23 protein-coding genes are annotated in these 25,355 nt (G+C 35.9%); 10 read left to right on the top strand and 13 right to left on the bottom strand.

Annotation, left to right across the window (positions count from 1 at the left end):
• Positions 1-623: 623 nt before the first annotated feature.
• Complete coding sequence (locus J7E16_RS04980; RefSeq protein WP_214889410.1) at positions 624-3,260, top strand: cation-translocating P-type ATPase; 2,637 nt, start codon at positions 624-626, stop codon at positions 3,258-3,260.
• 144 nt (positions 3,261-3,404) lie between these two features.
• Positions 3,405-3,938 (top strand): 3'-5' exonuclease, encoded by a 534-nt coding sequence (locus J7E16_RS04975; RefSeq protein WP_214889409.1) that lies wholly within the window; start codon positions 3,405-3,407, stop codon positions 3,936-3,938.
• A 310-nt stretch (positions 3,939-4,248) separates the two neighbouring features.
• On the opposite strand, the gene J7E16_RS04970 is transcribed toward J7E16_RS04975, so the two are convergent.
• From J7E16_RS04970 to J7E16_RS04950, 5 genes are all read right to left on the bottom strand, one after another.
• Positions 4,249-4,773 (bottom strand): GNAT family N-acetyltransferase, encoded by a 525-nt coding sequence (locus tag J7E16_RS04970; RefSeq protein ID WP_214889408.1) that lies wholly within the window; start codon positions 4,771-4,773, stop codon positions 4,249-4,251.
• Positions 4,770-5,249, bottom strand: a complete 480-nt coding sequence (gene tsaE / locus J7E16_RS04965; protein ID WP_214889407.1) for a tRNA (adenosine(37)-N6)-threonylcarbamoyltransferase complex ATPase subunit type 1 TsaE — start codon at positions 5,247-5,249, stop codon at positions 4,770-4,772. The genes J7E16_RS04970 and tsaE overlap by 4 nt, the downstream gene beginning before the upstream one ends.
• 208 nt (positions 5,250-5,457) lie before the next feature.
• Complete coding sequence (locus J7E16_RS04960) at positions 5,458-6,096, bottom strand: NAD(P)-dependent oxidoreductase (RefSeq protein WP_214889406.1); 639 nt, start codon at positions 6,094-6,096, stop codon at positions 5,458-5,460.
• 592 nt (positions 6,097-6,688) lie between these two features.
• Positions 6,689-7,669, bottom strand: coding sequence for a phosphate acetyltransferase (gene pta, locus J7E16_RS04955; RefSeq protein ID WP_214889404.1), 981 nt, complete (start codon positions 7,667-7,669; stop codon positions 6,689-6,691).
• Between the two features lie 101 nt (positions 7,670-7,770).
• Complete coding sequence (locus J7E16_RS04950) at positions 7,771-8,454, bottom strand: uracil-DNA glycosylase (protein WP_214889402.1); 684 nt, start codon at positions 8,452-8,454, stop codon at positions 7,771-7,773.
• 211 nt (positions 8,455-8,665) lie between these two features.
• Between J7E16_RS04950 and J7E16_RS04945 the strand changes: the two genes are divergently transcribed.
• The 3 genes from J7E16_RS04945 to J7E16_RS04935 all read left to right on the top strand — a co-directional run bounded on the left by J7E16_RS04945 (position 8,666) and on the right by J7E16_RS04935 (position 10,522).
• A complete protein-coding gene (locus J7E16_RS04945; protein WP_214889399.1) occupies positions 8,666-9,583 on the top strand; it encodes a Cof-type HAD-IIB family hydrolase in 918 nt (305 codons plus the stop codon).
• 103 nt (positions 9,584-9,686) lie between these two features.
• On the top strand, positions 9,687-9,851 hold the full coding sequence (locus tag J7E16_RS04940) for a YvrJ family protein (RefSeq protein ID WP_251006065.1): 165 nt from the start codon (positions 9,687-9,689) through the stop codon (positions 9,849-9,851).
• A gap of 128 nt (positions 9,852-9,979) precedes the next feature.
• Entirely contained in the window at positions 9,980-10,522 is a 543-nt protein-coding gene (locus tag J7E16_RS04935) for an LURP-one-related/scramblase family protein (RefSeq protein WP_214889394.1), read from the top strand.
• A 26-nt stretch (positions 10,523-10,548) separates the two neighbouring features.
• Here the strand turns inward: J7E16_RS04935 and J7E16_RS04930 are convergent, their stop codons facing one another.
• On the bottom strand, positions 10,549-11,109 hold the full coding sequence (locus tag J7E16_RS04930) for a GNAT family N-acetyltransferase (RefSeq protein ID WP_214889391.1): 561 nt from the start codon (positions 11,107-11,109) through the stop codon (positions 10,549-10,551).
• Between the two features lie 189 nt (positions 11,110-11,298).
• Here J7E16_RS04930 and J7E16_RS04925 point away from each other — a divergent pair, with 189 nt between their 5' ends.
• Positions 11,299-12,750 carry an amino acid ABC transporter substrate-binding protein/permease gene (locus J7E16_RS04925; RefSeq protein ID WP_214889389.1) on the top strand — a complete coding sequence of 484 codons (1,452 nt, stop codon included), beginning with the start codon at positions 11,299-11,301 and terminating at the stop codon, positions 12,748-12,750.
• A complete protein-coding gene (locus tag J7E16_RS04920; RefSeq protein WP_214889387.1) occupies positions 12,743-13,474 on the top strand; it encodes an amino acid ABC transporter ATP-binding protein in 732 nt (243 codons plus the stop codon). Before J7E16_RS04925 ends, J7E16_RS04920 begins: the two co-directional genes overlap by 8 nt.
• Positions 13,475-13,541: 67 nt before the next feature.
• Here the strand turns inward: J7E16_RS04920 and J7E16_RS04915 are convergent, their stop codons facing one another.
• Together J7E16_RS04915 and J7E16_RS04910 are read right to left on the bottom strand one after the other, a co-directional pair.
• Positions 13,542-16,385, bottom strand: coding sequence for a YhgE/Pip domain-containing protein (locus tag J7E16_RS04915; protein ID WP_214889385.1), 2,844 nt, complete (start codon positions 16,383-16,385; stop codon positions 13,542-13,544).
• Between the two features lie 28 nt (positions 16,386-16,413).
• Complete coding sequence (locus tag J7E16_RS04910; RefSeq protein WP_214889383.1) at positions 16,414-16,884, bottom strand: Rrf2 family transcriptional regulator; 471 nt, start codon at positions 16,882-16,884, stop codon at positions 16,414-16,416.
• A gap of 193 nt (positions 16,885-17,077) precedes the next feature.
• On the opposite strand from J7E16_RS04910, the gene J7E16_RS04905 reads away from it, so the two are divergent.
• The gene (locus J7E16_RS04905) at positions 17,078-17,422 is read left to right on the top strand and encodes an iron-sulfur cluster biosynthesis family protein (RefSeq protein ID WP_214889382.1); all 345 of its coding nucleotides are present in this window, start codon (positions 17,078-17,080) and stop codon (positions 17,420-17,422) included.
• Positions 17,423-17,595: 173 nt separating this feature from the next.
• On the opposite strand, the gene uvrC is transcribed toward J7E16_RS04905, so the two are convergent.
• From uvrC to J7E16_RS04890, 3 genes are all read right to left on the bottom strand, one after another.
• Complete coding sequence (gene uvrC, locus J7E16_RS04900) at positions 17,596-19,368, bottom strand: excinuclease ABC subunit UvrC (RefSeq protein WP_214889380.1); 1,773 nt, start codon at positions 19,366-19,368, stop codon at positions 17,596-17,598.
• Positions 19,369-19,494: 126 nt separating this feature from the next.
• Positions 19,495-19,755, bottom strand: a complete 261-nt coding sequence (locus tag J7E16_RS04895; RefSeq protein WP_034546108.1) for a hypothetical protein — start codon at positions 19,753-19,755, stop codon at positions 19,495-19,497.
• A gap of 26 nt (positions 19,756-19,781) precedes the next feature.
• On the bottom strand, positions 19,782-20,951 hold the full coding sequence (locus tag J7E16_RS04890; protein WP_353049860.1) for a 3D domain-containing protein: 1,170 nt from the start codon (positions 20,949-20,951) through the stop codon (positions 19,782-19,784).
• A 164-nt stretch (positions 20,952-21,115) separates the two neighbouring features.
• Between J7E16_RS04890 and J7E16_RS04885 the strand changes: the two genes are divergently transcribed.
• Complete coding sequence (locus J7E16_RS04885) at positions 21,116-21,595, top strand: nucleoside 2-deoxyribosyltransferase (RefSeq protein WP_214889376.1); 480 nt, start codon at positions 21,116-21,118, stop codon at positions 21,593-21,595.
• Positions 21,596-21,678: 83 nt separating this feature from the next.
• Here J7E16_RS04885 and brnQ read toward each other — a convergent pair whose 3' ends face one another.
• Positions 21,679-23,037 carry a branched-chain amino acid transport system II carrier protein gene (gene brnQ, locus J7E16_RS04880; protein WP_214889374.1) on the bottom strand — a complete coding sequence of 453 codons (1,359 nt, stop codon included), beginning with the start codon at positions 23,035-23,037 and terminating at the stop codon, positions 21,679-21,681.
• A gap of 161 nt (positions 23,038-23,198) precedes the next feature.
• Complete coding sequence (locus J7E16_RS04875) at positions 23,199-24,161, bottom strand: phosphoglycerate dehydrogenase (RefSeq protein ID WP_214889371.1); 963 nt, start codon at positions 24,159-24,161, stop codon at positions 23,199-23,201.
• A gap of 147 nt (positions 24,162-24,308) precedes the next feature.
• Between J7E16_RS04875 and J7E16_RS04870 the strand changes: the two genes are divergently transcribed.
• Positions 24,309-25,349 (top strand): hypothetical protein, encoded by a 1,041-nt coding sequence (locus J7E16_RS04870; RefSeq protein WP_214889368.1) that lies wholly within the window; start codon positions 24,309-24,311, stop codon positions 25,347-25,349.
• The last annotated feature ends 6 nt before the right edge of the window (positions 25,350-25,355 follow it).

The following is a 25,355-nucleotide window of genomic DNA, read 5'->3' as shown; positions in this document are numbered from 1 at the left end:
TTTTTTTTTTTTTTTTTTTTTTTTTTTTTATTTTTTTTTTCTTCAAACATTGTTAGGTGAACTCCCATTGAATCACTCCAATCCTTTTAGATTAGAGTAACGTAGTTACGGGACATTTTCATTTGTTAACTATTAAGACATTATCATTTGTTAATGACATACCATCGCAACAAAAAATAATTTTTGTTGCAAAATCATCTTCAACATTATATAATATTGAAGATGAAATCAATAATTTTTCATAAGGGAGTAACTGGCAGCAATAGCTGTGGCAACGTCACCAACAAGTAGATTTGCAATGATCTTCTGGTGTTGTCTTAAATAGTGAGACTTATGCACATTGTTCTCTATAAGGGACAATTTTGCATAAGTCTCTTTTTTTATCAACTTTACTAACTATCAATTAAAGGAGGATAATAAGTGAATAAAAACAAGCTTAGCTAATGATTCTAGTAACGGTTTACGATAATCATTTTCAATCAATAAAACTTGTTTGATGCGCATGTATATGCTACTATTTTTGACAAATGTATTATTTTTTATTTCTTCTTAACAACCGATTTTACTCACAAATAATTATTTATGAGTAAAACGGCTAATCTTTTTATGAAAGGGTGTATCACTTGGAAAATTATCAAAAAGACCAAAAAACAATATTAAAAGAATTACAGACTTCACCTGAAGGATTACAGGAAGCCGAGGTCAAAAAACGCCAAGAACGTGATGGCTTGAATGAATTAAAACAAAAAGAAAAAGACTCCGTGCTTAAATTATTTTTATCAACTTTTAAAGATGCAATGGTTATCGTGTTACTGATCGTAGCAGTCATTCAAATGGCCTTAGGTTCAGTAGTAGAATCACTGATTATTTTTGCCGTTTTAATGATCAACTCTGTCATCAGTGTTATCCAAACAAAGAAAGCTGAAAGCTCTCTTGATGCCTTGTCCAGTCTTTCGGCTCCCGAATCGAAAGTGATTCGAAATGGGATCAAAATCACGATCCCCGCAAAGGAACTGGTTGTAGGAGATATCGTGATTTTAGATGCCGGCGACTATGTCCCAGCTGATGGACGATTATTAGAAGCTGGATCACTTCAAATCAATGAAGGCATGCTAACTGGTGAATCTGTTCCGGCAGATAAAGATATTGCTGTTGTTGAAAAAGAAGTACCCGTTGGTGACCGTTCAAATATGGTTCATAGTGGAACCTTAGTGACCTATGGTCGTGGATTAGTTATTATCACAGGTACAGGTAATAACACTGAAATTGGTAAAGTTGCCGACTTGATCAATAGTGCAGTTACTAAACAGACACCGTTGCAAAGAAAACTAGATGATTTCAGTAAAAAATTAGGTTTCGGTATTCTTATCCTTTCAATTCTTATTTTCGCTATCCAAGCATCTCGCATTTTCTTTGGTGGTGCAACAGATGTGAATACAGAATTATTGAATGCCTTCATGTTCGCAGTTGCGGTTGCAGTTGCAGCTATTCCTGAAGCCTTACAATCCATCGTCACAATCGTTCTTTCTACAGGAACAAATAAAATGGCTAAAAAACATGCCATCATTCGTAAACTACCAGCTGTTGAAACTTTAGGTTCAACAAGCGTTATTTGTACTGATAAAACTGGTACCTTAACGCAAAACAAGATGACGATTGTTGATTACTTTTTACCAAATGGACAAACAGGCGAATTCAATTCCAAGCCTGATACATGGTCAAAAGATGAAGCTCGTTTAATGCAGATCGCTGTTTTGGCAAACGACTCAAATATCAATGCCGAAGGACAAGAACTTGGTGACCCTACTGAGGTTGCTATGATTGCTTTCAGTAACAAAGTCAACAAACCTTACCACGAATTGCGTTCCACTTACCCTAGATCTGCTGAGTTGCCTTTTGACTCAGATCGTAAGTTGATGTCTACCGTTCATGAGATAGATGGCGAAAACTTGATGTTAACAAAAGGTGGTCCAGATGTCGTGTTTGGTCTCAGTTCAAAAATAATGGTCGATGGAGAAGTTGTTCCTTTAACAGATGAAAGATTAAAAGCTTTATCTGATCAAAATGAAATCTTTTCAGATCGTGCTTTACGTGTATTGGCTTTCGCATATAAGCCAGTTGCAGAAGGACACACTATTGAATTTGAAGATGAGAATGATCTGATTTTAGTTGGTTTAGTGGCAATGATCGATCCACCTCGTGAAGCTGTTTACGGCGCTGTGGAGCAAGCTAAAAAAGCGGGAATCAAAACGGTCATGATCACAGGGGATCACAAAACAACTGCACGTGCAATTGCTCGTGATATTGGAATCTCAGAACCAGACGATATCGCTTTGACTGGTCAAGAATTAGATGCTCTAAGTGAAGAAGAATTAAATGCTAAATTAGAAAAAATTTCTGTTTATGCTCGTGTTTCTCCTGAAAATAAAATCAGAATCGTCCGTGCTTGGCAAAATAAAGACAAGATTTCTGCTATGACAGGTGACGGCGTTAACGATGCTCCAGCCTTGAAACAAGCAGATATCGGGATTGCAATGGGAAGTGGGACCGACGTTGCTAAAGATGCAGCTGCAATGGTTTTGACTGACGATAACTTTGTTTCGATCATCAGTGCCGTTGAAGTTGGACGTAACGTGTTCGATAACATCAAGAAAGCAATTGCTTACCTATTTGCTGGTAACCTTGGTGCTATAATCGCGATCATAGCTGCTTTGCTCATGAATTGGGTAAATCCTTTTACGGCTTTACAATTACTATTTATCAACTTGGTAAACGATTCTGTCCCTGCAATTGCACTAGGAATGGAAAAAGGTGAGCCAAACGTTATGGAACGTGACCCTAGAGATCCAAATGAAGGCATCTTTGCAGGTGACACATTAAGATCCGTTCTTTTCCGTGGTGTGCTGATTGGTGTTGCTGTTATCATTTCACAATACATTGGATTAGGTTATTCAAATCAAATGAGTGTTGCTATGGCCTTTACAACACTTATCTTAGCTCGTACATTACAAACATTCCCAGCACGTTCAAATACGCAAACATCTATTGGAGCAGGTTTCTTCTCTAATATCTATGCTATTTACGCAGTTCTATTCTGTTCTGTTTTGTATGGTATCACAGTTCTTCCAGGTGTCCGTTCGGTCTTTAATATTCCGGCTTCATTTGGTTGGGAACAATGGGGAATTGCTGCAGGTTTAGCTGTAGTTGCTGTTATCCTAATGGAATTAGCTAAATTTATCCCTCATAAAAAAGAAGTTTAAAATAAGCTGACTTACTAAAAAATAAAAGCTATCGTTTGCTGAATTATCAGCTGACGATAGCTTTTTTTATTGAAAAATTTTACTAGTAACTTCTACTTAAATCGTTTATACTATTAAGCGAATGCTTGTTCGAGGAGGGGAAATATGAATTTTGTCGCATTAGATTTTGAAACGGCTAACCATCAACGTCATAGTGCCTGTTCAGTTGCACTGACCGTTGTTCGAAAAAGCCAGATCGTTGATCATTATTATTCTCTTATTAAACCAGAAACTGAATTTTTTTGGCGCAATGTACAAGTCCATGGCATTACCGAAAAAGATGTTCAAAATGCTCCCTCTTTTCCAGATGTTTGGGAAAAAATAATGCCTTTCTTCACTGAAAAAAAATTGATTGTCGCTCACAATCTCCCATTTGATCGCGGGGTTTTACAAGGTTGTCTTGATTATTACCAGTTACAACAGCCACATTTCCAAACACTTTGTACCGTTCAAAGCAGCCGAAAATTAATCACTGAAATTCCTAATCATAAATTAAATACGGTCTGTGATCACTTAGGCATTGGTTTAGAAAATCACCACAATGCACTAGAAGACAGCAATGCCTGTGCAGCTATTCTGCTTTATCTAGAAGAGCATTTTGGAACTGACACCCTAAAGAAATTAGTTAAATATGTGTAATTAAAGAATGAGAAAAGGAGACTGTTCATCAGCAAACTGGTGCACGGCCTTTTTTTTGTTATATATATATCGATTGACTAAAAAAGGTGTTGGTGGTTAAAAGAAATTTCTTCTGGAATAACGGGTTTGCTTGTGGAGAGCCATGGTACCGCCTTGAAGCCTTTGGTCTTCCTGACTTTCAAGCCTCAAACAGAGCGTAGTCGCTGAAGCGATAACGCTCTTTAATTCGCATTGAATACTTTACATGGCTACAAGCAACTCTATTCCGCTATAAATTTCAAATAAGTGATTGGACTAATCTTAATATGTTTTAAATTTCGCCAATCATCATGCTCATCAAGCAAACATCTAAATAGTCATCTTCGTCTTTGACTCCTCTAGGCATGATGGCTTCCAGTTTAAAACCCATTTTTTCGTATAGGTGGCGCGCTCGTTCATTGCGAGCTTGAACAGTCAACTCGACTCTTTTCAAATGACTTGACGGACTATTTGCCCATTCAATCAATTGTTCCATCATCATTGTGCCTAATCCTATTCCCCAATAGTCCTTTGCGATCGAAATGCTGATATCCCCAATGTGTTTTAGTTTTGGACTTTTATTTCCATGAACTTCAGCGATTCCAATAATTTCTTCCTTATCTAAGGCTACTAGCAAAACAGTCACATCGGATTCTAGAATTAGTTTGATTTCTTTTTGTTTGGCCTCGATTGTTTGGCCTGGTCCCTCAGATCCCATTGTCATGTACCCTGTTTCAAGAGCAATTTTTTGTAAATGGTTCAATAGTTTTTTAGCATCACTCGGAATAGCTTCTCGTATTTTTATCGTACCTATCATTTATTTTCACCAAGCTTAGCTTCAAATTTTAGCATCAATTCTTCATACCTTTTTCCAACCGGATAAAAAGTCAACTCTCGTTCCATTAGGGCTTCTCCAACAGGGACAAGCTTGATTTGTAAATACTCTTGGGGTAAGTCTTCCGGAATAAAGGTTGCCCACTCGACGATCGATACTCCATCCCCTTCAAAATATTCTTCTAGGCCTAGATCCATTGCTCCAGTCTCTTCTAGCCGGTACACATCCATATGATACAAAGGCAATCTTCCTTCTAGATATTCTCTAATGATCGTATAGGTTGGACTTTTAACAACTTTACTAATTCTAAGTCCTTCTGCTAAGCCTTTTGTGAAAGTCGTTTTCCCAGCTCCAAGATCCCCTTCCAAAAGAATAAGATCTCCAGGTTCAAGTAGTTCTGCCAGCTTGGCAGCTACTGTTTTTGTTTGTTCTTCATTTTTTGCTTTAATGGGATTCATGTTATTCTCCTCTACTCATTTATGTTTTATTGTAATTCAAGTATTTGAAAATAGCCAAAGAAAAATCGATGAAGTACGACAAAAACGATTAGGCCCGAATCCGCTAGAGGGAATCGAGCCTGTTATTCTAGAGCGCACCCTAGAATAATTATTTTTAGTGAATATGAAGCATTTGTATCAACCTCATGATTTTACTACTCTAAATAACCTATTCACTACATACCGTTATTCGTTGATTAATAAATTGTTGGTTTTCAATTTCATCAACTAACGCAAGAGCAAAATCAGCATAACTTATTTCGCTTTCTCCCTTGCTGGTAGTTAACAATCGATCTTTACCTAGTTGATACTTTCCAGTTCTTGGACCTTTAGGATCAAAGAAAGCTGATGGACTTAGATAAGTCCAGTTGACATCTTCGGTTAATTTTAATTGATTAAACGCTTTCCCCATATTGAAAGCTGCCGGTTTAGCTTCTTCAGGAAAGTCTGGCGTATCCATCAAATGCGTTGTCATCGCATCATCTACGTACAAGCTTCCTGCTCCACCAACAACAATTAAACGTGGTGTTTCATGACCTTGTATTAACGACACAATATAGGACAAACTTGTTTGATGTAATTCTTCTCTTCCGACTGGAGCATTAAATGCATCCACTACTACATCTAAATTTTTTATATCCTCATATGTTAGTTCATATAAATCTTTTTCAATATAATAGCTATCTCTATTGTCTGGTAATTTGGAAGCATTTCGAACCAAAGGAATAACTTCATGACCTCTAATCAATGCCTCTGCTGAAATTTTTGAACCTGCTTTACCCGTTGCTCCGATAATTCCGATTTTCATTAAATCCCCTCCTATTCATCTATTATAGTAAGAACGTATTCAATTGAGCAACTATTCTATCTTTATCCAAAAAAAAAGAAGAATAGGATATAAATCCAAACCTCATAACCTATCCAACAATTGATCCTAAAAATACCTCTAAAAGATGCATCATCGGTGGGAAATGAACCTGCATTTGACAACTTTTATTAAAAAATCTACGTACATAAACGTACTCCACTATCTATGATCCAGATTCATAGAATTTATAATTTTTACTATCAATAAATCAGTTTGATCACTTACCTGAAATTTCAGGCGGAATAGGGTTGCTTGTAGCCTAAAATGAAGCACTGTGGGCAGATAACGCCCAAGTGTATCATGTTTGCAAGCTGCTAAAACAGCAACAAACATGACAACTTTCTTTTAGGATTCAGGCGCTTCCTTGGCTCTCCACAAGCAAACACGTTATTCCAGAAGAAATTTCTTTTAACACACCAATACTTTTTTTAAGCAATAGAACAAAAAAAGAATCTTTTCATCAGTTTCCTGATAAAAAGATTCTTTTTCTTATTATAAGCCAGTTATATCCCAGCCAATTTTTCGGATAATTTTAGTCCATTAATGTTTGATTAGCTGTAATGATCGTCAATTTATAAACGTCTTCTTCATTACATCCACGTGATAAATCAGAAATTGGTTTGTTTAATCCTTGTAAAATTGGTCCAATAGCTTCAAAATTACCAAAACGTTGCGCAATTTTGTAGCCAATATTTCCTGATTGTAATTCAGGGAAAACAAAGACAGTTGCTTGTCCAGCAACTTTTGAATCTGGTGCTTTTTGTTCAGCAACAGAGGATACGTAAGCAGCATCAAATTGCATTTCGCCATCAATTTCGTATTGAGGAGCTAATTTTCGAGCGATTTCAGTTGCTTCTGCCACTTTAGTAGCTTCTTCAGCGACCGCTGATCCTCTAGTTGAAAAGCTTAACATAGCAACTTTTGGTTCAATGCCAAACATTTCTGCTGTTTTAGCACTTTCTACAGCTATTTCAGCTAATTCTTGAGCATTTGGATTTACATTGATCGCGCAATCTGAGAATAAGTATCTTTCTTGTCCACGACCACGCATCATGATGAATGCCCCACTTGTACGGCTAATACCTGGTTTTGTTTTAATGATTTGCAATGCAGGACGAACTGTTTCTCCTGTTGAGTGGATCGCTCCACTTACTAAACCATCAACTAATCCCATATAAGTTAACATAGTACCGAAGTAATTTTCATCTTTTAGTAATTCAATTGCTTTTTCTTCTGTGACTTTCCCTTTGCGACGTTCTACAAAAGAAGCAACCATCTCATCTAATTTATCATAATTAGCGGGATCAATAATTTCAATTTTTTCTACATCAAAACCACGAACTTTTGCAGCTTCTTTAACGACTTCCGGATTTCCAATCAATACTGGTTGAATCAAATCTTCAGCGGCTAAACGAACTACGGCACCAATAATACGATGTTCTGATCCTTCTGGGAATACGATTCGTATTTTTTTCCCTTGTATTTTTTCTGATAAAGTTTCTATTAGTTCCAAGCTAACTACCTCCACAAATTTTGTTTTTATATACTTTTCTATCATACTATTATTTGCTTAGAAATGACAGTCTTTTGGGGGTCTTAGCCTATTAGTATTACTTATTGAATGTATTTAGGAAGCTGCCAATTTATCGGTTGTTCTCCAAATTTGATCAACGCCTCATTTGCCTTAGAAAATGGTTTTGATCCGAAAAAACCACGGTAAGCTGATAAAGGGCTTGGGTGGACAGAAGTCAGCACAACATGTTTTGTTTCATCGATCAATGCTCTTTTCTTTATCGAAGGGGTCCCCCATAAAATAAATACCATCGGTTGGTCTCGATCACTCAATTTTTTAATAATAGCATTGGTCAGTTCTTCCCAACCCTTCCCTTTGTGTGAATGAGCTTGTCCTTTTTGAACGGTCAAAACAGTATTTAACAACAATACACCTTGTTTAGCCCAAGCTTCTAGATAACCATGATTTGCAGGAGGGATCCCTAGATCACTTTCTAATTCTTTATATATATTAGCTAGTGACGGAGGAATTTTCACATCGGGTAAAACCGAAAAACTCAATCCATGGGCTTGATGGGGTCCATGATAAGGATCTTGTCCTAAGATCACTACTTTCACTTCATTATATGGGGTCCATTCAAAAGCTTGCCAAATATGTTGTACTTCTGGATAGATAACCGTTTCTTTGTACTCATGCGCAAGGAATTTTTCCAATGACTTATAAGAGGACGTAAGCGTTTGTTCTTGCAAGATTTGTAGCCAATCATTTTCTACAGGTAAGTTCACTATAACTTCCTCCTTGTCTTTAGCAGACTTTACCCCTATCCTACAAGAATTCCAAATTTCCTACAAGTAATGATAGTCATTTGATTTTTCCTTTTGTTCTTAAATGATCCCTTCTTTTTGACAAATCATGACAAAAAAGGCGATATGCGTTTATTTTATTACTATTAATGGTAAAATTAGTAATACAAACAAATTTTGGGAGGAACCAAAAATGATAGAGCTTATTGTATCCGATATGGATGGAACATTATTAAATGAAAAGATGAAGGTTTCTGAAATAAATGCCGCAGCCATTAAAGAAGCTATGAAACAAGGAATTCACTTCATGGTAGCTACAGGTCGCGGGTTTACAGAAGCAAAACCATTACTTGAAGAAGTTGACATTAACTGTTCATTTATCACTCTTAATGGAGCTCAAGTTTATAACGAAGAGGGCCATGTCATTCAAAATATTGGAATTGGTAAAAAGACGGTACACGAAATCGTATCTGAAATAAAGAAGAGAGGCCTTTATTGTGAGATGACAACGTCAGATGGGATTTACTCAGATAATAAAGCTAAACGTATCGAGTCCGTTGCTTCTTTATTGTATGAAACAAATCCAGACACTACTTATAAAATGGCCGTTGTTTTAGCAGCAGCCCGTTTGGAAATCATGAATATCAATTATGTTGAGGATTATGAACAACTTGTACACGATGAATCTATTGAGATTTTAAAAATCATTACGTTCAGCGATGATGGACGAAAAGTACTGGGACCACTTTCAGAGGAGCTTGAAAAATCAGGGAATCTTGCTATTACAGCTTCCTTTGTTAACAACATTGAAATCAATAACATTAATGCACAAAAAGGAATCGCTCTTGAAGAAGCTGCAAAAAAATTAAATATCCCACTTGAAAACATCATGACACTAGGGGATAATTTCAATGATGTATCTATGTTAAAAGTAGCAGGGTATAGTTTTGCCATGGAAAATGCTGAGGAAGAAGTCAAAACATATGCTAAATATCGCACGACTAGCAACAATAACCATGGCGTAGCACACGCAATCAAACTTGCATTAGATGATAATTTAGCTTCAGCTAAGGCTCCTGAAGTTATAAAAAGTACTGAACAAAAAAATTAATCCCTCAACTAATCTCTGGGTAACAGTTCTCCGCTCTTTTTCGTTGTTATTAGTAGGTTAACGATCTAGTTGATCTATCTACTAAATGAAGGGAGAGTATAACATGGATGCAAGTACACAGTGGCTTTCTACCGTAACTGAGATTATTGGTAATGTTGGTTTCCCCATCTTTATCGCATTATTTCTGCTTCAGCGTATGGAAACAAAACTTGATGACGTAGTAAAAGCTCTGCACGAATTAGGTCAAGCTATTAAATCAGCTATGTAAGGAAAAGCCCATCTTAATTTTAAGGTGGGCTCTTCTTTACATAACTTTATATTTCGTTTTGTATCAATTTTTGGTATAATTAGAGAAAATATGTATCCGCTTAAATTACCTTTAGAGGGGCGTTTATTATGGTACTTCTTTATATGAAACAAGAATATGTTTCAAGCCACGAGAAAATACTCGTGAAAAATGAACAAGGCAAAGATATCTACCTTATTTCAGGTAAATGGGGCAGAGTTGGTGATAAACTGTCTTTATATAGCATAGATGGGACCTTGCTTGTAGAAGTCAAACAAACTGTGTTATCCTTATTTCCTAAATTTGATATCTATATCCAAGGTAAAAAAGCTGGTTCGATCACTAAGCACCGTAACTTAAGAAATGTTTATTTTAAAGTTACACCGCTAGATTGGATGGTAACTGGCGATTTTTACAATCATGACTACACTGTACGCTGTAAAGGTCAACTGATAATGCAGATGACCAAAGCTTATACTTCATTTGGAGATTACTATACACTGCTTATACCAGAAGCTCAAAATGCTCCGATATGTCTCTGCCTTGCTTTGATTGTAGATAACCTCACTTTGACACGCTTACCAGACACCGCAAGAAAAAGAGTAATCCGTGTAATTCAGCCTATTTATTCGATACGTAAAGCATTGATCTGATTTTAATCCAATCGATCAATGCTTTTTCAATTTATCTTCCATTGCATGTGGTCATATAAATGTTCGCCTAACTTACACTCCCATACTTTTTCAAAGCCTATGCTAAGATATAGTTGTTGTGCTTTTTGATTCAGCTGATCACAATTAAGACCGATAACTTCTTCATTCTCCGATCTAGCGATAGCCGGTAACGCTTTTAACAATTCGGTTGCTACGCCTTGACCTCTAAATTTTATGTCTGTCACCAATGAATCTAAGTACCACTCCCCTGAGACCGTTTCAGGATCCTCAAATAGTGGTTCCGTTATCCCCAGTAATGCTAGTTTCTCATTTAAAGCCTCATCGATCATAGGTTCCAACTCACCTTTATAGCCAAAACAAACTCCTGCTCTCTCCCCTTCACGCATGCTGATAAGGGCACGATGATAACTATAGCGATAATTTTTATCTTCCATTGCTTGTTTCATCATTTTTTTTAACGTACTCATGTCTGCTTCTTGCAATAATGCTAGTTCCATATCTTCTAGTATGATCCAAATCCACTCCACTAGCTGATCTATATCTGAAATTTCTGCTCTTCGTATCATTTTATCACCCGCTTAATTAGATTTCATTTTACATTATTATCATAACGAACAAAAGATGGCCAATCAACCTGTTGAATAAAAACAAACAAAACAGGACCATGTCAGATTATATCACATTAATAGATTACATTATTGTTGCAATTGGTTTAAACTTAAATTAGAATTATATCTTATACGAGGAGGGTTTTTATGAATTTACGAAAACGATCACTTTTTACACTTATGACAGCTTTTTTACTTACAGTGATTTTCACTATCTTACTACCTATTACAGCTTCCGCACAGGAAAAAACCAAAACTTATATCATTGGAACGGATATTACTTTTGCTCCCTTTGAATACAAAGATGCTGATGGTGAATATAAAGGAATAGATGTTGATCTACTAGATGCTATTGCTATAGATCAAGGCTTTAATTATGAATTGCGACCTTTGGGTTTTAGTGCTGCACTACAAGCTCTGGAGACTAACCAAGTGGATGGCATGATTGCCGGAATGAGTATTACTCCAGAACGTCAAGAATCATTTGATTTTTCTGATCCTTACTTCGAGAGTGGCGTGGTTATGGCTGTCTCAGCAGATAACGATGAGATTGCTTCTTATGAAGATCTAGAGGGTAAAACAGTGGCTATCAAAGTTGGAACGACTGGTGCTGATTTTGCTAAGTCTATTCAAGAGGAATATGGCTTTAAAGTAAATACATTCGAGGATTCTGCGAATATGTATGAAGATGTCCAAACAGGAAACTCAGATGCTGCTTTTGAAGATTATCCTGTAATGGCTTACGCTATTCAATCAGGATTAAAATTAAAAATACCTACAGATCCTGAACCAGGTGATAACTATGGATTTGCAGTAAATAAAGGCCAAAATACTGAATTATTAGAAATGTTTAATAACGGATTGATCAATATCCGTGCAAATGGCACTTACGATGAAATCCTTGATAGTTACCTTGGAGAGACCGCTCAAGAGGAAACCTCTAATCTTGGTTTCTTCGGCCTGATCCAACAAAATAGTGGAGAACTACTAAAAGGGGTCGGCAGAACGCTTTTATTGACTATTACAGCTTTTGTCATTGCCACAATTTTAGGTGTTATTTTTGGTTTATTTAGCGCTTCACCAAACAAAGCATTAAATTGGATAGCTATGATTTACGTAGATGTTTTACGTGGTATTCCTTTGATCGTTCTAGCCTTTTTCATATACTTCTCTATCCCACAATTCTTAAATATTCAAATACCGGCTTATATTGCTGGTGTGATCACGCTAAGTTTAAATACAACAGCTTATATCGCTGAATTGGTTCGTGGTGGTATTCAAGCAGTAGATACCGGCCAGTTGGAAGCTTCGAGAAGTTTAGGCCTTACTTACAATACGTCTATGCGTAAAGTTGTTCTGCCGCAAGCCGTTAAAATAATGATTCCATCTTTCATCAATCAATTTGTTATCACACTTAAAGATACCTCAATTCTATCAGTTATCGGTATCGTTGAATTGACTCAGACCGGAAAAATTATCATTGCCCGTACCTACTCTTCTGGAAATATGTGGTTGATTATTGGATTGATGTACATCATCATCATCACAATTCTCACGAAATTTTCAAATTATCTTGAAAGGAGATTATCAAATGACTAAACTAAAAGTTGAACATTTAAAGAAAAGTTTTGGGAAATTAGAAGTTTTAAAAGACCTTAATATTGAAGTTCAAGAAGGAGAAGTAGTTTGTATCATTGGTCCTTCAGGTTCTGGAAAAAGTACTTTCCTTCGCTGTCTGAATGCTTTAGAAGAAATTACAGGCGGAAAAGTGATCATCGATGACTTCGATCTTACCGATCCAAAACAAGACATCAATAAAGTGCGGGAAGATGTTGGGATGGTTTTCCAACAATTCAACTTATTCCCTCATTTAACCGTTTTAGAAAATATTACATTGGCACCCAAAGAACTCAAAAAAGATTCCAAAGAAGCCATAAAAAAACATGCTTTGGAATTATTAGAAACAGTCGGCCTTTCTGAGAAAGCCAATGACTACCCTAAATCTTTGTCTGGTGGTCAAAAACAGCGTGTTGCCATTGCACGTGCCTTAGCAATGAAGCCAGACATTATGCTGTTTGACGAACCAACTAGTGCCCTTGATCCTGAAATGGTTGGAGACGTACTTGAAGTGATGCAAAAATTAGCTGATCAAGGCATGACTATGCTAGTCGTGACTCATGAGATGGGCTTCGCTAAAGAAGTAGCAGACCGGGTTATTTTTATGGATGGCGGCTACATCGTTGAAGAAGGAAAACCTGAACAAATCTTTAACCATCCACAACACGAACGGACTAAAAACTTTTTAGAAAAAGTTTTAGTCTAAAAAAAAGATTCTCCACTACACAAAATCGTAGTGGGGAATCTTTTTTATTTTAACTATTTTATTTAGCCTATACTTCAGCTAGTTCTTTTATTTCCTCTGTTTCATATTCATTATTCCTTACGCTCTTTCTTTCTAGAATAAACATCGTCAGTATAAGTAAGCCGTTGAAAACTAGTATTATACTGATCATAACAACATTTGCTTTCCAATAAACATCATTTCCTAAACCACTACTAATGGCTTGTCTAAACCCATAAACTGAGTAGGTCATGGGCAACAGTAAGTGGATAACTTGAAAGAAATCATTCGTCAATGGCATAGGGAACGTTCCACCAGAACCGCCTAATTGCAAAACAAGTAATACCATTGCTAAAAAGCGGCCGACATTATCAAATGCAACTACTAACGTTAATACAATAGACATGAATGCTAGTGAAGTAAGTATCGCCAATAAAAAGAACTTCCCGACAAATAGTACTTCTAAACCGAGCATTAACAAAATCCCACATTCAATAACAGCCATCAAAATTGCAACAAGCATGGCAACTGAATTTTTACTGTGCCACCAAGCTAAGCTTGATTGCCCTTGAAGTGCTTTTTTGCGGACAGGGTAGATCGTCGTGAAGACCAATGCTCCGATATACAGTGCCATCGACATAATGTACGGAGCTAATGCTACACCGTAGTTTGCGACTTCACTATATTTTTCTTGTTTTAAATCGATCGGACTTGCAAACATATCCGTTGTTTTATCCGTTGCATCTACTTCATTAACATCTTTAGAACCCTCTAATAAACTAGTCGTTAGTTGACTGGTTCCATCTTTTAATGTTTTAATTCCGTTTTCTAATGTTTGCGATCCACCACTCAATGCTTGTGAACCTTCATTAAGTTGTAAGGACCCCTCTGCTAATTTTGTTACACCATTATTCAGACTAGCTGAATTCTCGTTCAGAAGAGATGTTCCTTGGACTAACTGATTTGAACCACTATTCAATTGATCGATCCCTGCAACAAGATTTGGCATTTGAGCGGTTAATTGTCCTATACCATTGCTTAGTTGTTCAGAACCTGTATTCAATGCTGTTGAATTTGCGTTCAATTCATCTGTTCCAGATTGTAATGAATTCACTCCATTTGTGTAGTTTGTTACTCCATCTACTAGACCATTCTCTCCTGACAAACCACTTTGGATACTGGCTAAACCTTGATTCAATTCAGTCATCCCTTGAATGATCCCTTTATTTTGGTTAGTTCCTTGTCGCTCTAAAACTGATTGAATGCCTGTTAAACCTGCAATCAACTCACTCATTGCTTGATTCGTTGCTGGCAATAGTTTGTTAGAACTTTGAGCTAACGTATCTACTTGCACTTTAAGTTCAGTTAACTGATCAGTAAATCCGCTAATGGCTACCAATTCTGTCTGCAAATTAGTTAATGAAGTACCGGCTTCAGTAGCATCAGATACCGTTTGGGTTATATTTTGACTTGTATTATCGATTTGCTCTTTAATTGTAGTCAATTCATTTAATTCACTATCTTTTAGGTTAGTTGTTGTTGTTTCTACCGCGTTCAACAATTCATTTTGCTGTTCAGAAGATAGATTGTTGAATACCGTTGTACCAGATAATGCTGAAATGGTCGCTTCATTACCTGATTGGACGGTTTTCTCAAGTGTATCAACTGCAGCTGTTACTTTAGTTAAACTCTCCCCCGTTTTTCCGGTATCTTGAGCAACTTCGGTTAAACTTGCTCCAGATTGTTGTAAATTCGTTTGGATACCACTAAAGTCGGCACCACCCGTTTGTTCATTGAGAAGAACATCTAATTTTTGAATTCCTTCGTTCATCGAAGACAAGTTTCCCATTAAAAATTCCAACTGTTCAGCATTTTCAGTTGATAAACTTTGATCTAATTCTGAGGAAAGTTGATTCAAACCGGTCAACAATTGATCACTGCCTAATTTAACTTGATCAATACCATTGCTAACTTCAACAGTACCATTTTGTAGGGCTAAAGAATTTTCATTCAATACTTTTGTTCCATCAGCAAGCTGTGAAACGCCTGCAGTATAAGTCTTTAGTCCGCTTGTTAGTTCTGTTGAACCATTTTCTAAAAGCAATCCACCATTTTCTAATGGCCCTACATTTGAAGATAGTTGATTGATTCCATTATTTAGTTGTTCTGCTCCATTGTTTACCTGTGCCACTCCATCTGTGTACTTTCTTACTCCAACTTCAAGCGTTTGTGTCCCTTCTTTAAATGTCAACGTGCTTGAAGCTAACTTTTCTAGATTCTTTGTTAATTTTTGGCTTCCATCAGCTAATTCTCCAGTTCCTTCGTTGATTTTCCAAGCCCCATCTGCCGCCTCTGAAAAACCTGCTCCGATAGTGCTTATTTGTTCAAAAATTGCTTCAGTATAAGCTTTTGTTACATTAGCAGATACCTCTGATTTGACTTCTTTTGCCGCAGAATTGCTGATGACCTCTCCAATGTAATTTAAAGACCCGTTTGTTTCATAGTCGATCATCATCTTTTTTGGATCTGTCTCCATCAAGGTCGCAGCATTTGTTGAAAAATCAGACGGTAGTGTCATTACCATATAATACTCACGGTTTTCCAAACCCTTTTCTGCTTCTTCTTGAGACACAAAATGCCAATTTAATGTCTCATTTCCCTTGAGCTTTTTAACAACATCAGTTCCTATATCAAGTTGTGTACCTTGGTAGTCGACAGCATGATCTAAATTAACTACCGCCACAGATAATTCGTCTGTACTCCCATAAGGATCCCAGTTTGATTTCAAGAAGAATCCAGCATACATAATAGGTATAAATAACATAACGATACAAGAAATCAGCATCATTTTATTAGAGACTAATTCCTTCCATTCTTTTTTTAACATTTCCATTACTACATACATTCCTTTCAATTGATCCTTATCTCTTATTCCAATCCATAACCGGTAATTCACTATTTCCTATCGTAGACCAGATAAGCTGGTCTACGGTTTGCTGTTTGAGGAACTCTGTATAATGCTTATCCGCTTCTTCAAAGGTTTTCATTAATATTTTTTCACCGTTGATAGCTTTTTTACTGATATCTGAGAAAACTTGGTTGATCATCCCAGAATTCGGATAAGTAATGATTTTTCCTTCAAGTGCTTCAACAATTTCTAATAAATTAATTTTTTCTGGTCTTTTTGCTAATGTAAAACCGCCGTTACTTCCTGGAATCGATGTTGCTAATCCGCCCACTACTAGTTTTCGAATGATCTTTCGAATATAAGAATGAGACGTTCCCTTTAAGCGATCATTTAGTGCATGCGAAGTGAGCGGAATCCGCTTATCTTGAGTAGAAAGCATGGCTAAGATACAGATTGCTTGTTCTAAACCTTTTGTTAACTTCATTATTTTCCTTCTTTCTTGTTTGTAAACTATACATCCGCACTTCTAATGTGGACTTCGAATGTCCACGATGAATAATATACCTCTTTACTTATAAAATTGCAACTGGTTTATTACCGCTTTTATATGGTTTTACTGGACAAGTCTATTTGTTCGGGCTATCATAAATTTAAAGAAGTAAAAGGAGGTCGTTTACATGTTTTTGGACATTACTGAACGTGCTCAACAAAAAATCAAGCATGCTTGCTCTCACCATCTGGGTCAGCTAGTGCTCTATTATGAATCTAGAATTGGCTGTACATGTGGAAATAATGGTATCTTTTTATTAAAAATCACACAGCAAAACGATCCTGAACTTGATTCAACATTGCCAACATCATTAGGTGACTTACCTATTCAAGGCTGGAGTCTCTCTTTCTTAGACGAAAAGATGAAGCTAGATTATAATCAATCTAAAAATGCTCTGGTTCTAAGCAGTGATAGCGGTCTTATAAATGACAATGTCCTAATTCTAAATGATGATGATCAGCCCATTTTTTAAGACTGTTAGCTGTATTAGACCACAAAAAATAGTTTAATTTTAAAAAACGGTGGTAGATAAATCAATAATAAAGTAACTATTTTAGCTGACCCTAATACTAAGCTTTTTTAATTTGTTTCAACATTAAAAGCCGAGACAAAGGATTTTTCCTTTGTCTCGGCTTTTTCAATTCTCTATTCAAGAGCTTCTTTAATTTTTTCAGCTGTTTTTAGGGGGATACCAAGTTCTTTTATTTCTTCAACACTTGCTTCTTTTACTTTTTTCATTGATTTAAAATGCTTTAATATTTTTGTCCTTGTCTTTGGTCCAACTCCTTCAATACGATCCAACTTAGAAGATAAGCTATTTTTCCCACGTAATTGACGGTGAAATGTAATCGCAAAACGGTGGACCTCATCTTGGATCCGTTGAATAAGGTAAAAAGCTTGACTAGTTGTTTTAAGGGTCACTTTTTGAAGGTCTTCTCCAAAAATTAGGGAAGAAGTTCTATGTTTATCGTCTTTTACCATACCGGCTACAGGAATTGATAATCCAAGTTCATTTTCAAGGATATTGATGGCCCCATTAACTTGGATTTTCCCACCATCCATTAAAATCAAATCTGGTAACGGCTTACCTTCTTTTAAAAGTCGCTCATAGCGTCTTCGAATAACTTCTTCAGTTGTAGCCAATTCATTACTTCCAGAAACATTTTTTATTTTATATTTTCGGTAATTACTTTTATCTGGTCGTCCATCCAGAAAAGATACCATCGCTGAAACCGGATTCGTTCCTTGAATATTAGAATGATCAAATGCTTCGATGCGACTGACCAGAGGCAAGTGCAATGCTTCTGACAGCTCTTTGATTGCGCCAATCGTTTTACGATCATCCATTTCAATGAGCTGGAATTTTTCATTCAACGAAATTTCACTATTTTTAGTTGCGAGATCCAACATATCTTTTTTACGTCCTTGTAACGGAACCTTGACTGGTATTTCTAATACTTCGGATAAGGTTTTGGTGTCTAGGCCACTTGGAACCAACACTTCCCTCGGTAACAAATGGTTCTCTTCTTGATAAAATTGAACGATGTAAGACGCTAATTCTTCCTGCGGTGTATCATAACAAGGAAAGATAGTAGCTTCTCGCTTGATCAACGTAGCCTGTCGAATAAAGAATACTTGAATCGAGATCCAACCTTTGTCCATATAATAACTGAAAACATCTCTCGTCGTAAAATCATTGGTGATGATGTTTTGTCTTTCTACGGTCGTTTCGATATATTGAATTTGATTACGGTATTCTGCTGCTCGTTCAAAAGCCATTTCATCAGCTGCTTGTATCATTTTACTTTTCAACGCTTTTTTGATTTCCTTTACATCGCCATTCAAGAAACGCCTTATTTTATCGATTTGAGCATCGTATTCTGCTTTAGGTATCTCATGATCACAAGGGCCAATGCATTGTCCGAGTTGATAGTACAAACACGCTCTCTTTTGATATCCGTTGCATTTCCTCAATGGATATACTTTTTGAATGAATTGTTGTGTTTCACTCGCTGCATATACATTTGGATAAGGGCCAAAATAATGACCCCCATCCCTTTTCACTTCAGATGTAATAATCAGTTGTGGATCTTTTTCATTTGTAATTTTTAAATACGGGTAACTTGTTCCTTGTTTTAATTTAATATTGTATTTCGGCAAGTGTTTTTTGATCAATGTAATTTCGAGCAATAAACATTCTTTATCTGTTGAGGTGATAATAGTTTCAAAATCTGCGATCTCATCAACCAGCAGTTGGGTTTTTCCTTCATGTGTTCCTCTAAAATAAGAACGGACTCTTTTTTTCAAATTTTTAGCTTTTCCGATATAAATAATTTCATTTTCTTTGTTTTTCATTAAGTAGCATCCTGGAAAATCAGGAAGTAACGTCAGTTTATTATTAATATTTGTACTAACCATGTTCATGATTCTCCTTATAGTAATTCATTTTTTTATTATTGGGTATTATTTTTATTTAACTAGTTTACCACTAAACAGTAAAACAACGACAGAAATATTCCTCTGTCGTTGCTTCCAACCTTTTTATTATCTTTTAGCAGCACTAAATAAAAACCAATTATTAAATGTACTGTAATCTGAGTAACCTACTTTAACCTCTTTATATGAGAACGATTTTCCAAGTTGATGTTCACCAGACTGATATTTTGATTCAATATCTTGTGCAATTTCTTGGTACAACTTTTCTAATTGTTCTTCATTGAGTTCACCGTACTTATCTTCCCATGATTCTAAAAAAGTTACTTCATCACTATCTAAATAAAATTCTATCTCTACTTGATCTGCCATTTGACTCACCTTTTCTAAAAGAACTCTTAATTTAAAATATTGACCGTAATCGTTTTTCTACCAAAATTATTAGCTTGTTGAACAGTAGAAAAATGGATATCGATTTTGTTGCCTTTAATTGCCCCACCAGTATCACCAGCTATGAACGTGCCATATCCCGGTATTTCAACTATAGAACCTAAAGGAATCACACGTGGATCTACCGCAATAACCATTGGATTGCTTTCTAAATTGATCCCAGTAGCTGTATGAGTACTCAAATTAGCTTGTTTTGTTGAATAACCGGTTGCAGATACAACGATTGATTTTCCTTTTGAAGCTGTTTTAGTACTTTCAGCAGCTTTAGTTGTTTCAGTTGTTTTAGTTTCCACTGTTGCTTCTTGTTTTTTACTTTCTGCTTGATCATTTGAAGAAGCTTTTGCTGTCTTCGTTACTGTTGCAGTTTCTTTCTCAATTTTTGTTTCAATTGCTGCAGCAGATACTTTTTCTTCTTTTCCAGCTGTTTCAGCCTCTATTTTTTCTTCTTTTGCTTTAACTTCTTCTTCAGCAATTCTTGTTTCTTCAGTAGTACGTTGTTTATCTAATTCATTTAAAATTTCTTGGTTGTTGTCCATTGTTTCTTGAAGACTTGCAACTTGCGTATCCAATTCAACTTTTTGTTCTTTAGCTTCATTTGTTTGACTTTCTAATAAAGTTAAATTATCTTCAAGTTCAATTTTTAATGCTGCTAACTCTTCTTGCTCATCTTCAGCTAATTCTAATTGATCATTTCCAGCTGATTGTAAGGTAACGAGAACATAGGCACGATTAAATAAATCTGTAACACTTTCAGATTCAAATAATGATACTACTACGTTCTGGTTGATTTCGGTTGTTTGCATTGATAAGATACGTTCTTTAGCTTGATCCAAACGTTCTTCGACAACTTCTTCTTGTTCATTGACCGTTTCACCGGTTGCTTGGACTGTTTCTTTTAAAACATCAATTTGAGTAGTTAATCCTTCTAGCTCACTATTTTTTTCATTTACCTTTGTTAATGCTTTATTGATTTCGCTATCGATTTCTGCCATTTCTTTTTCTTTTATAGTTTGTTGCGATTCAATCTCATTTAATGTCGCTGCAAAACCTGTTGTAGGAATGACGTTAACCAATACTAAAGCCATCATAAGGCTAGAAACTAGTTTTTTTATACTCACAAATTGACAACACCCTTCTTTATCTACTTTTTTATCTTCTTTTCTTGCTCTCCAATGATTATAACGAAAAAGATACCTTGTTATATTTCTTTACGGTTACTTTTTATTACAAAATCTTTTTATAGTATGCTAAAATTGTAATAATCGTATTAGGAGGAGAAAAAATGTCAAAAAAAATCTATTTTGCAAGCCCGCTCTTTTCAGAAATGGAGCGACTTTATAATGAAAAAATTGTGCTAAGTATTCGCGAAACCTATCCTGAAATTGAAGTTTATGTTCCTCAAGAGCAAGGTGAGATCAATGATAAAAATGCTTACGCTGATTCTATGGCTATCGCTAAATATGACACGGATGCCTTGTTAGCAAGCCAATTGATGGTTGCCATTTTGGACGGATCCACTATTGATGTTGGTGTTGCTACCGAAATCGGGATTGCCTATCAAGCTGGTATTCCTATTATTGGTTTATATACCGATTCACGTCAGCAAGGTGCTGAAAACAAGCAAAAATTAGCCGCTTTAAAAGAAGTCGCAGAATCTCAATTCTCTTATATCAATCTTTACACCGTTGGTATTATAAAAATGAATGGTGCCATTTATAATACTTCAGAAGACCTTATTACAGTTATTAACGATTATTTGTAATATTTTGCAGATAAAAAGAGCAACGGAAACGAAAATCGTTTCCACTGCTCTTTTTAATTTTGAATCGAGTCCATTAAATCGTCTTATCTGACACGAGGATTCGGTTTAGTAACTAGACTGATCACAATACCAACTACAAATCCAATTGAAGCTGGCAAGAGCCATCCCATTCCAATTGTAAACAAAGGAAGATTCTCACTACAAAAAGCTAAGAAACCTTGGACACCATTCAAACCGCGAATGCTTTCAGGCAAAGCGTTTAATAGATCTGCGATACTTACAACTAATGTAAAAATTGTCGTACTAACATAGACTACTTGACGATTTTTGAAAAAAGGAGATAATAATGCTAATAAAATCAGTGTTATAGCTAACGGATATAAGAACATCAATACCGGTAATGAGTACGTAATAATATTTGCTAAACCAATATTAGCTACTGCAGTTGTTAGTACACTAAAAACAACTACGTAAGATTTATAGCTGATAGAGTTAGGAAACATTTCTTTAAATGTCTCTGCACAAGCTGTAATTAAACCAATAGCCGTTTTCAAACATGCGACGGTTACAATCACCGCTAGCAACACGCTGCCTAATGAGCCAAAATAGAATTGCGAAATTTGTGCTAAAGCGATTCCGCCATTTTCTGAAATTGGAAATTGCCCAACACTCATTGTTCCTAAATAAGATAAGCTAGTATAAATGATACCCATTAAAATGATGCTGATCAACCCAGATTTAATTGTATCTTTTGCAATCTCACTCGGTTTTGTCACACCAAGGTTTTTAATGGTTTGAACAACCACGATCCCGAAAGCAAGAGAAGCCAATGCATCCATTGTGTTGTAGCCTTCAAGAAAGCCACTGACAAACGGTTGATCGATGTAGTTACCGGTAATGGGTACTTCAGCGATCCCGCCCATTGGACGAATAAACGCCGTTAAAATTAAAATACCTAAAAAGACTAAGAAAATAGGATTCAATACTTTCCCAACATAGACTAAAATCTTTGTGGGTTTTAAAGAAAGAAATAGTGCTAATCCATAAAATAAGATAGAAAAAATGGCTAACCCAATTGTTTGATAAGCTGGATTGATATAAGGTGTCAATCCAATTTCATAAGAAACGGTGCTTAATCTTGGAAGTGCAAAAAATGGTCCAATCGTTAAATACAATGCGACTGTCATAAAATAACCATATAATGGATGAATACGACTAGCTAAATCAAATAACCCGTTACTTTTAGAAAGCCCAATCGCTATTACCCCTAAAAATGGCAATCCGATACCGGTTACTAAAAAACCTAATGTAGCCCAACTTACATTTGCTCCAGCTGCTTGACCCATATGAACGGGAAAAATTAAATTTCCTGCTCCAAAAAATAAACCAAACAACATAGATCCTATGTATAAGTAGGAAGATAATGATAATTCTTTTTTCATAAAACCGTCCTTTCTAACGTATTTATGCAACACGTAACTTAAATAATAGCTTTTTTGGCCTCCTCATACAAGTAGTTTTTCTTTCATAAAAAGAATCCTTACTTTGTAACGAGCAAGGATTCCTTTAGACTTCAAGCTGTCAACTTTCTTTTAATGTGTGATCAATACTGTTTTTCGTAGTCTATTAAATTAACTGGCAATGTTTCTCCAGCTAAGTATGCCTTTAGATTTTCTTCAAAAATGGCAAACAATCTTTTTTTGAAGTGTTCTGCGATCCCAGCAATATGCGGCGTGATCAAAACATCTTCTCTGGTCCATAATGCGCTTATTTCTGACAAAGGTTCGGTTTCAAAAACATCTAATCCGGCAAATGCTAATTTTCCACCATCAAGAGCCTCTATTAAATCATCCGTTTTAACCGTCTGGCCTCTTCCAACATTGATAAAAAGAGTTCCATTCTTCATTTGTGAGAAAATCTCTTGATTGAAAAAATGATGGGTTTGATCCGTAAGCGGCAAAATATTTACTACGATATCAGCTTGTTTCACTTGTTCAATTAACCTTGGCTGCTTAATCAACAGGTCCATGTAAGCAACTTCTCTTCCACTACGATTTACGCCAATTGTCTTCATATTAAATGCTTTAGCTAAGCGACCAACTTCAACGCCTATTTTACCAGTCCCAACGATCATAATAGTTTTCCCGTGCAATTCCATTAGCTTATCTACTTGTTCCCATTTATTTGTTTGTTGATCTTTCACAGCTTTTTGAATGCCTCGAGCATAAGCTAGCAACATACCAAAAACTGATTCTGCAATCGAAATACTATGTATTCCACTTCCATTAGTCAGCAACACTTTGTTCTCCTTAAGCTTTTCTAATTCAAGAAAATCGACACCAGCGGCTTTCCCTTGTACCCATTTCAAATTATGTTTACCCTCCGATAACAGTTCTTCTGATCGTTGCCCTGTCCATCCATATATGATTTCAACAGACTTTAAGGGAACATTTTTTTCGTCTATTTCCCATCCATTGATCAACTTGTATTCCGGAGCTAGATCTTTTAAGGTTTGAAGTTGTTCTTTTGTCGTTTCTTGTATTAGCCATATACTCTTTTCAGTCATTTTTTTATCTCCTTTTCATTTTTTCTTTTTATTATCTCATTCAAAAAAAGGATAGCAAATATTTTTTTCTATTTTCATTTTTTATTAATTTTAATCGATTAAATGGTACAATAGATGAAAGATTCAGCTTTAGAACGGGGTGTTTGAATGGATAAAGAGCATTTACTAACGACAAAATTGATCATTGATGGCCAATTCCATGATTTTCAGCTCTACAGTGGGAAATTTTATTTATGGACTTCTCAAAAAGAATTGAACGTCTATGACTGGAATAAATGGATGAAGCAACTTGCTGACATTGATCGACCTATTTACCTTGAGCCTCAGCCTACTGAGCAATTATATGTCACCCTTGAAGAGTTGACACCTTTTTTAGAACGCACCATTTCTTTTGTTGAGCCAATTTATGATTGTGCGATATTCAATCATATCTTATATTTTTCTGACTATAGCGGCTTTTATCGTTATCCTTTAACAAAAAAAGACGCTCAAAAAGTTCGAATATGGGAACAACCGATTTATTCTATTTCACTTTCTACTAAAGGGAGGATGGCTCTGTCTGCAGGAGAAGCGGGCCTTTTTGAATATTTACTTTCTTCCCATTACTACTATGACCAGCTTGAACACCAAAAAGCAGCGCGAGTGTATCAGTTAAATCAACACTTTGCTTCTCAATCGGTATGGGATCATCATGATCTTATCCAATATGACAAACACAAGAATAGCCCAACTTACTTGAATCAATTCACTGTACAAAAGGGCCAATTGCACCTAGCCCAGGTCCTTCCTGTCACTCAACTAAGTGAACCTTTAACTAACCATGTAAAAGAATACTTACTGCCTTTGTCTTTAAATCCACCTTCTATGAAGGATGGTTTGCTCTTTTCTTTCGAAATGGACCACCAAAAAGTAAAAAAAGATTCTTTGTATCGCTCCAAAACGATTCGTTTGGTCGTTAAGCCGCCAGCTATTCTTGAACAACAACAAGATTTAACCGATTTTTTGATTGTTGTCCCTGATTCACTCTTCTTAAAAGTTATTTTACAAAACGATTGTTTATTAAAGATCCCAACCAAAGATATCAAGAAGTTCAGAATTTACGATCGAACCAGACATTACCGTAATCAACTACACATCTTACAAAGTGATTCCTTGATCTTATACCTTTTTGCAGAAATCAACCGTTAAAAAGAG

Origin of the sequence: Carnobacterium sp. ISL-102 (genome assembly GCF_018612935.1) — a bacterium.
In the GTDB taxonomy this organism is placed as follows: domain Bacteria; phylum Bacillota; class Bacilli; order Lactobacillales; family Carnobacteriaceae; genus Carnobacterium_B; species Carnobacterium_B alterfunditum.
The sequence above is the reverse complement of the archived record's forward strand: the minus strand, read 5'-3'. Positions and strand labels throughout refer to the sequence as shown.

Bases quoted from the DNA above. Each gene is read 5' to 3' on its own strand.
- J7E16_RS04975 (WP_214889409.1), top strand. From the start codon at position 3,405: ATGAATTTTGTCGCATTAGATTTTGAAACGGCTAACCATCAACGTCAT.
- J7E16_RS04970 (WP_214889408.1), bottom strand. From the start codon at position 4,773: ATGATAGGTACGATAAAAATACGAGAAGCTATTCCGAGTGATGCTAAA.
- tsaE (WP_214889407.1), bottom strand. From the start codon at position 5,249: ATGAATCCCATTAAAGCAAAAAATGAAGAACAAACAAAAACAGTAGCT.
- J7E16_RS04960 (WP_214889406.1), bottom strand. From the start codon at position 6,096: ATGAAAATCGGAATTATCGGAGCAACGGGTAAAGCAGGTTCAAAAATT.
- J7E16_RS04945 (WP_214889399.1), top strand. From the start codon at position 8,666: ATGATAGAGCTTATTGTATCCGATATGGATGGAACATTATTAAATGAA.
- J7E16_RS04940 (WP_251006065.1), top strand. From the start codon at position 9,687: ATGGATGCAAGTACACAGTGGCTTTCTACCGTAACTGAGATTATTGGT.
- J7E16_RS04935 (WP_214889394.1), top strand. From the start codon at position 9,980: ATGGTACTTCTTTATATGAAACAAGAATATGTTTCAAGCCACGAGAAA.
- J7E16_RS04930 (WP_214889391.1), bottom strand. From the start codon at position 11,109: ATGATACGAAGAGCAGAAATTTCAGATATAGATCAGCTAGTGGAGTGG.
- J7E16_RS04925 (WP_214889389.1), top strand. From the start codon at position 11,299: ATGAATTTACGAAAACGATCACTTTTTACACTTATGACAGCTTTTTTA.
- J7E16_RS04920 (WP_214889387.1), top strand. From the start codon at position 12,743: ATGACTAAACTAAAAGTTGAACATTTAAAGAAAAGTTTTGGGAAATTA.
- J7E16_RS04915 (WP_214889385.1), bottom strand. From the start codon at position 16,385: ATGGAAATGTTAAAAAAAGAATGGAAGGAATTAGTCTCTAATAAAATG.
- J7E16_RS04910 (WP_214889383.1), bottom strand. From the start codon at position 16,884: ATGAAGTTAACAAAAGGTTTAGAACAAGCAATCTGTATCTTAGCCATG.
- J7E16_RS04905 (WP_214889382.1), top strand. From the start codon at position 17,078: ATGTTTTTGGACATTACTGAACGTGCTCAACAAAAAATCAAGCATGCT.
- uvrC (WP_214889380.1), bottom strand. From the start codon at position 19,368: ATGGTTAGTACAAATATTAATAATAAACTGACGTTACTTCCTGATTTT.
- J7E16_RS04895 (WP_034546108.1), bottom strand. From the start codon at position 19,755: ATGGCAGATCAAGTAGAGATAGAATTTTATTTAGATAGTGATGAAGTA.
- J7E16_RS04885 (WP_214889376.1), top strand. From the start codon at position 21,116: ATGTCAAAAAAAATCTATTTTGCAAGCCCGCTCTTTTCAGAAATGGAG.
- brnQ (WP_214889374.1), bottom strand. From the start codon at position 23,037: ATGAAAAAAGAATTATCATTATCTTCCTACTTATACATAGGATCTATG.
- J7E16_RS04875 (WP_214889371.1), bottom strand. From the start codon at position 24,161: ATGACTGAAAAGAGTATATGGCTAATACAAGAAACGACAAAAGAACAA.
- J7E16_RS04870 (WP_214889368.1), top strand. From the start codon at position 24,309: ATGGATAAAGAGCATTTACTAACGACAAAATTGATCATTGATGGCCAA.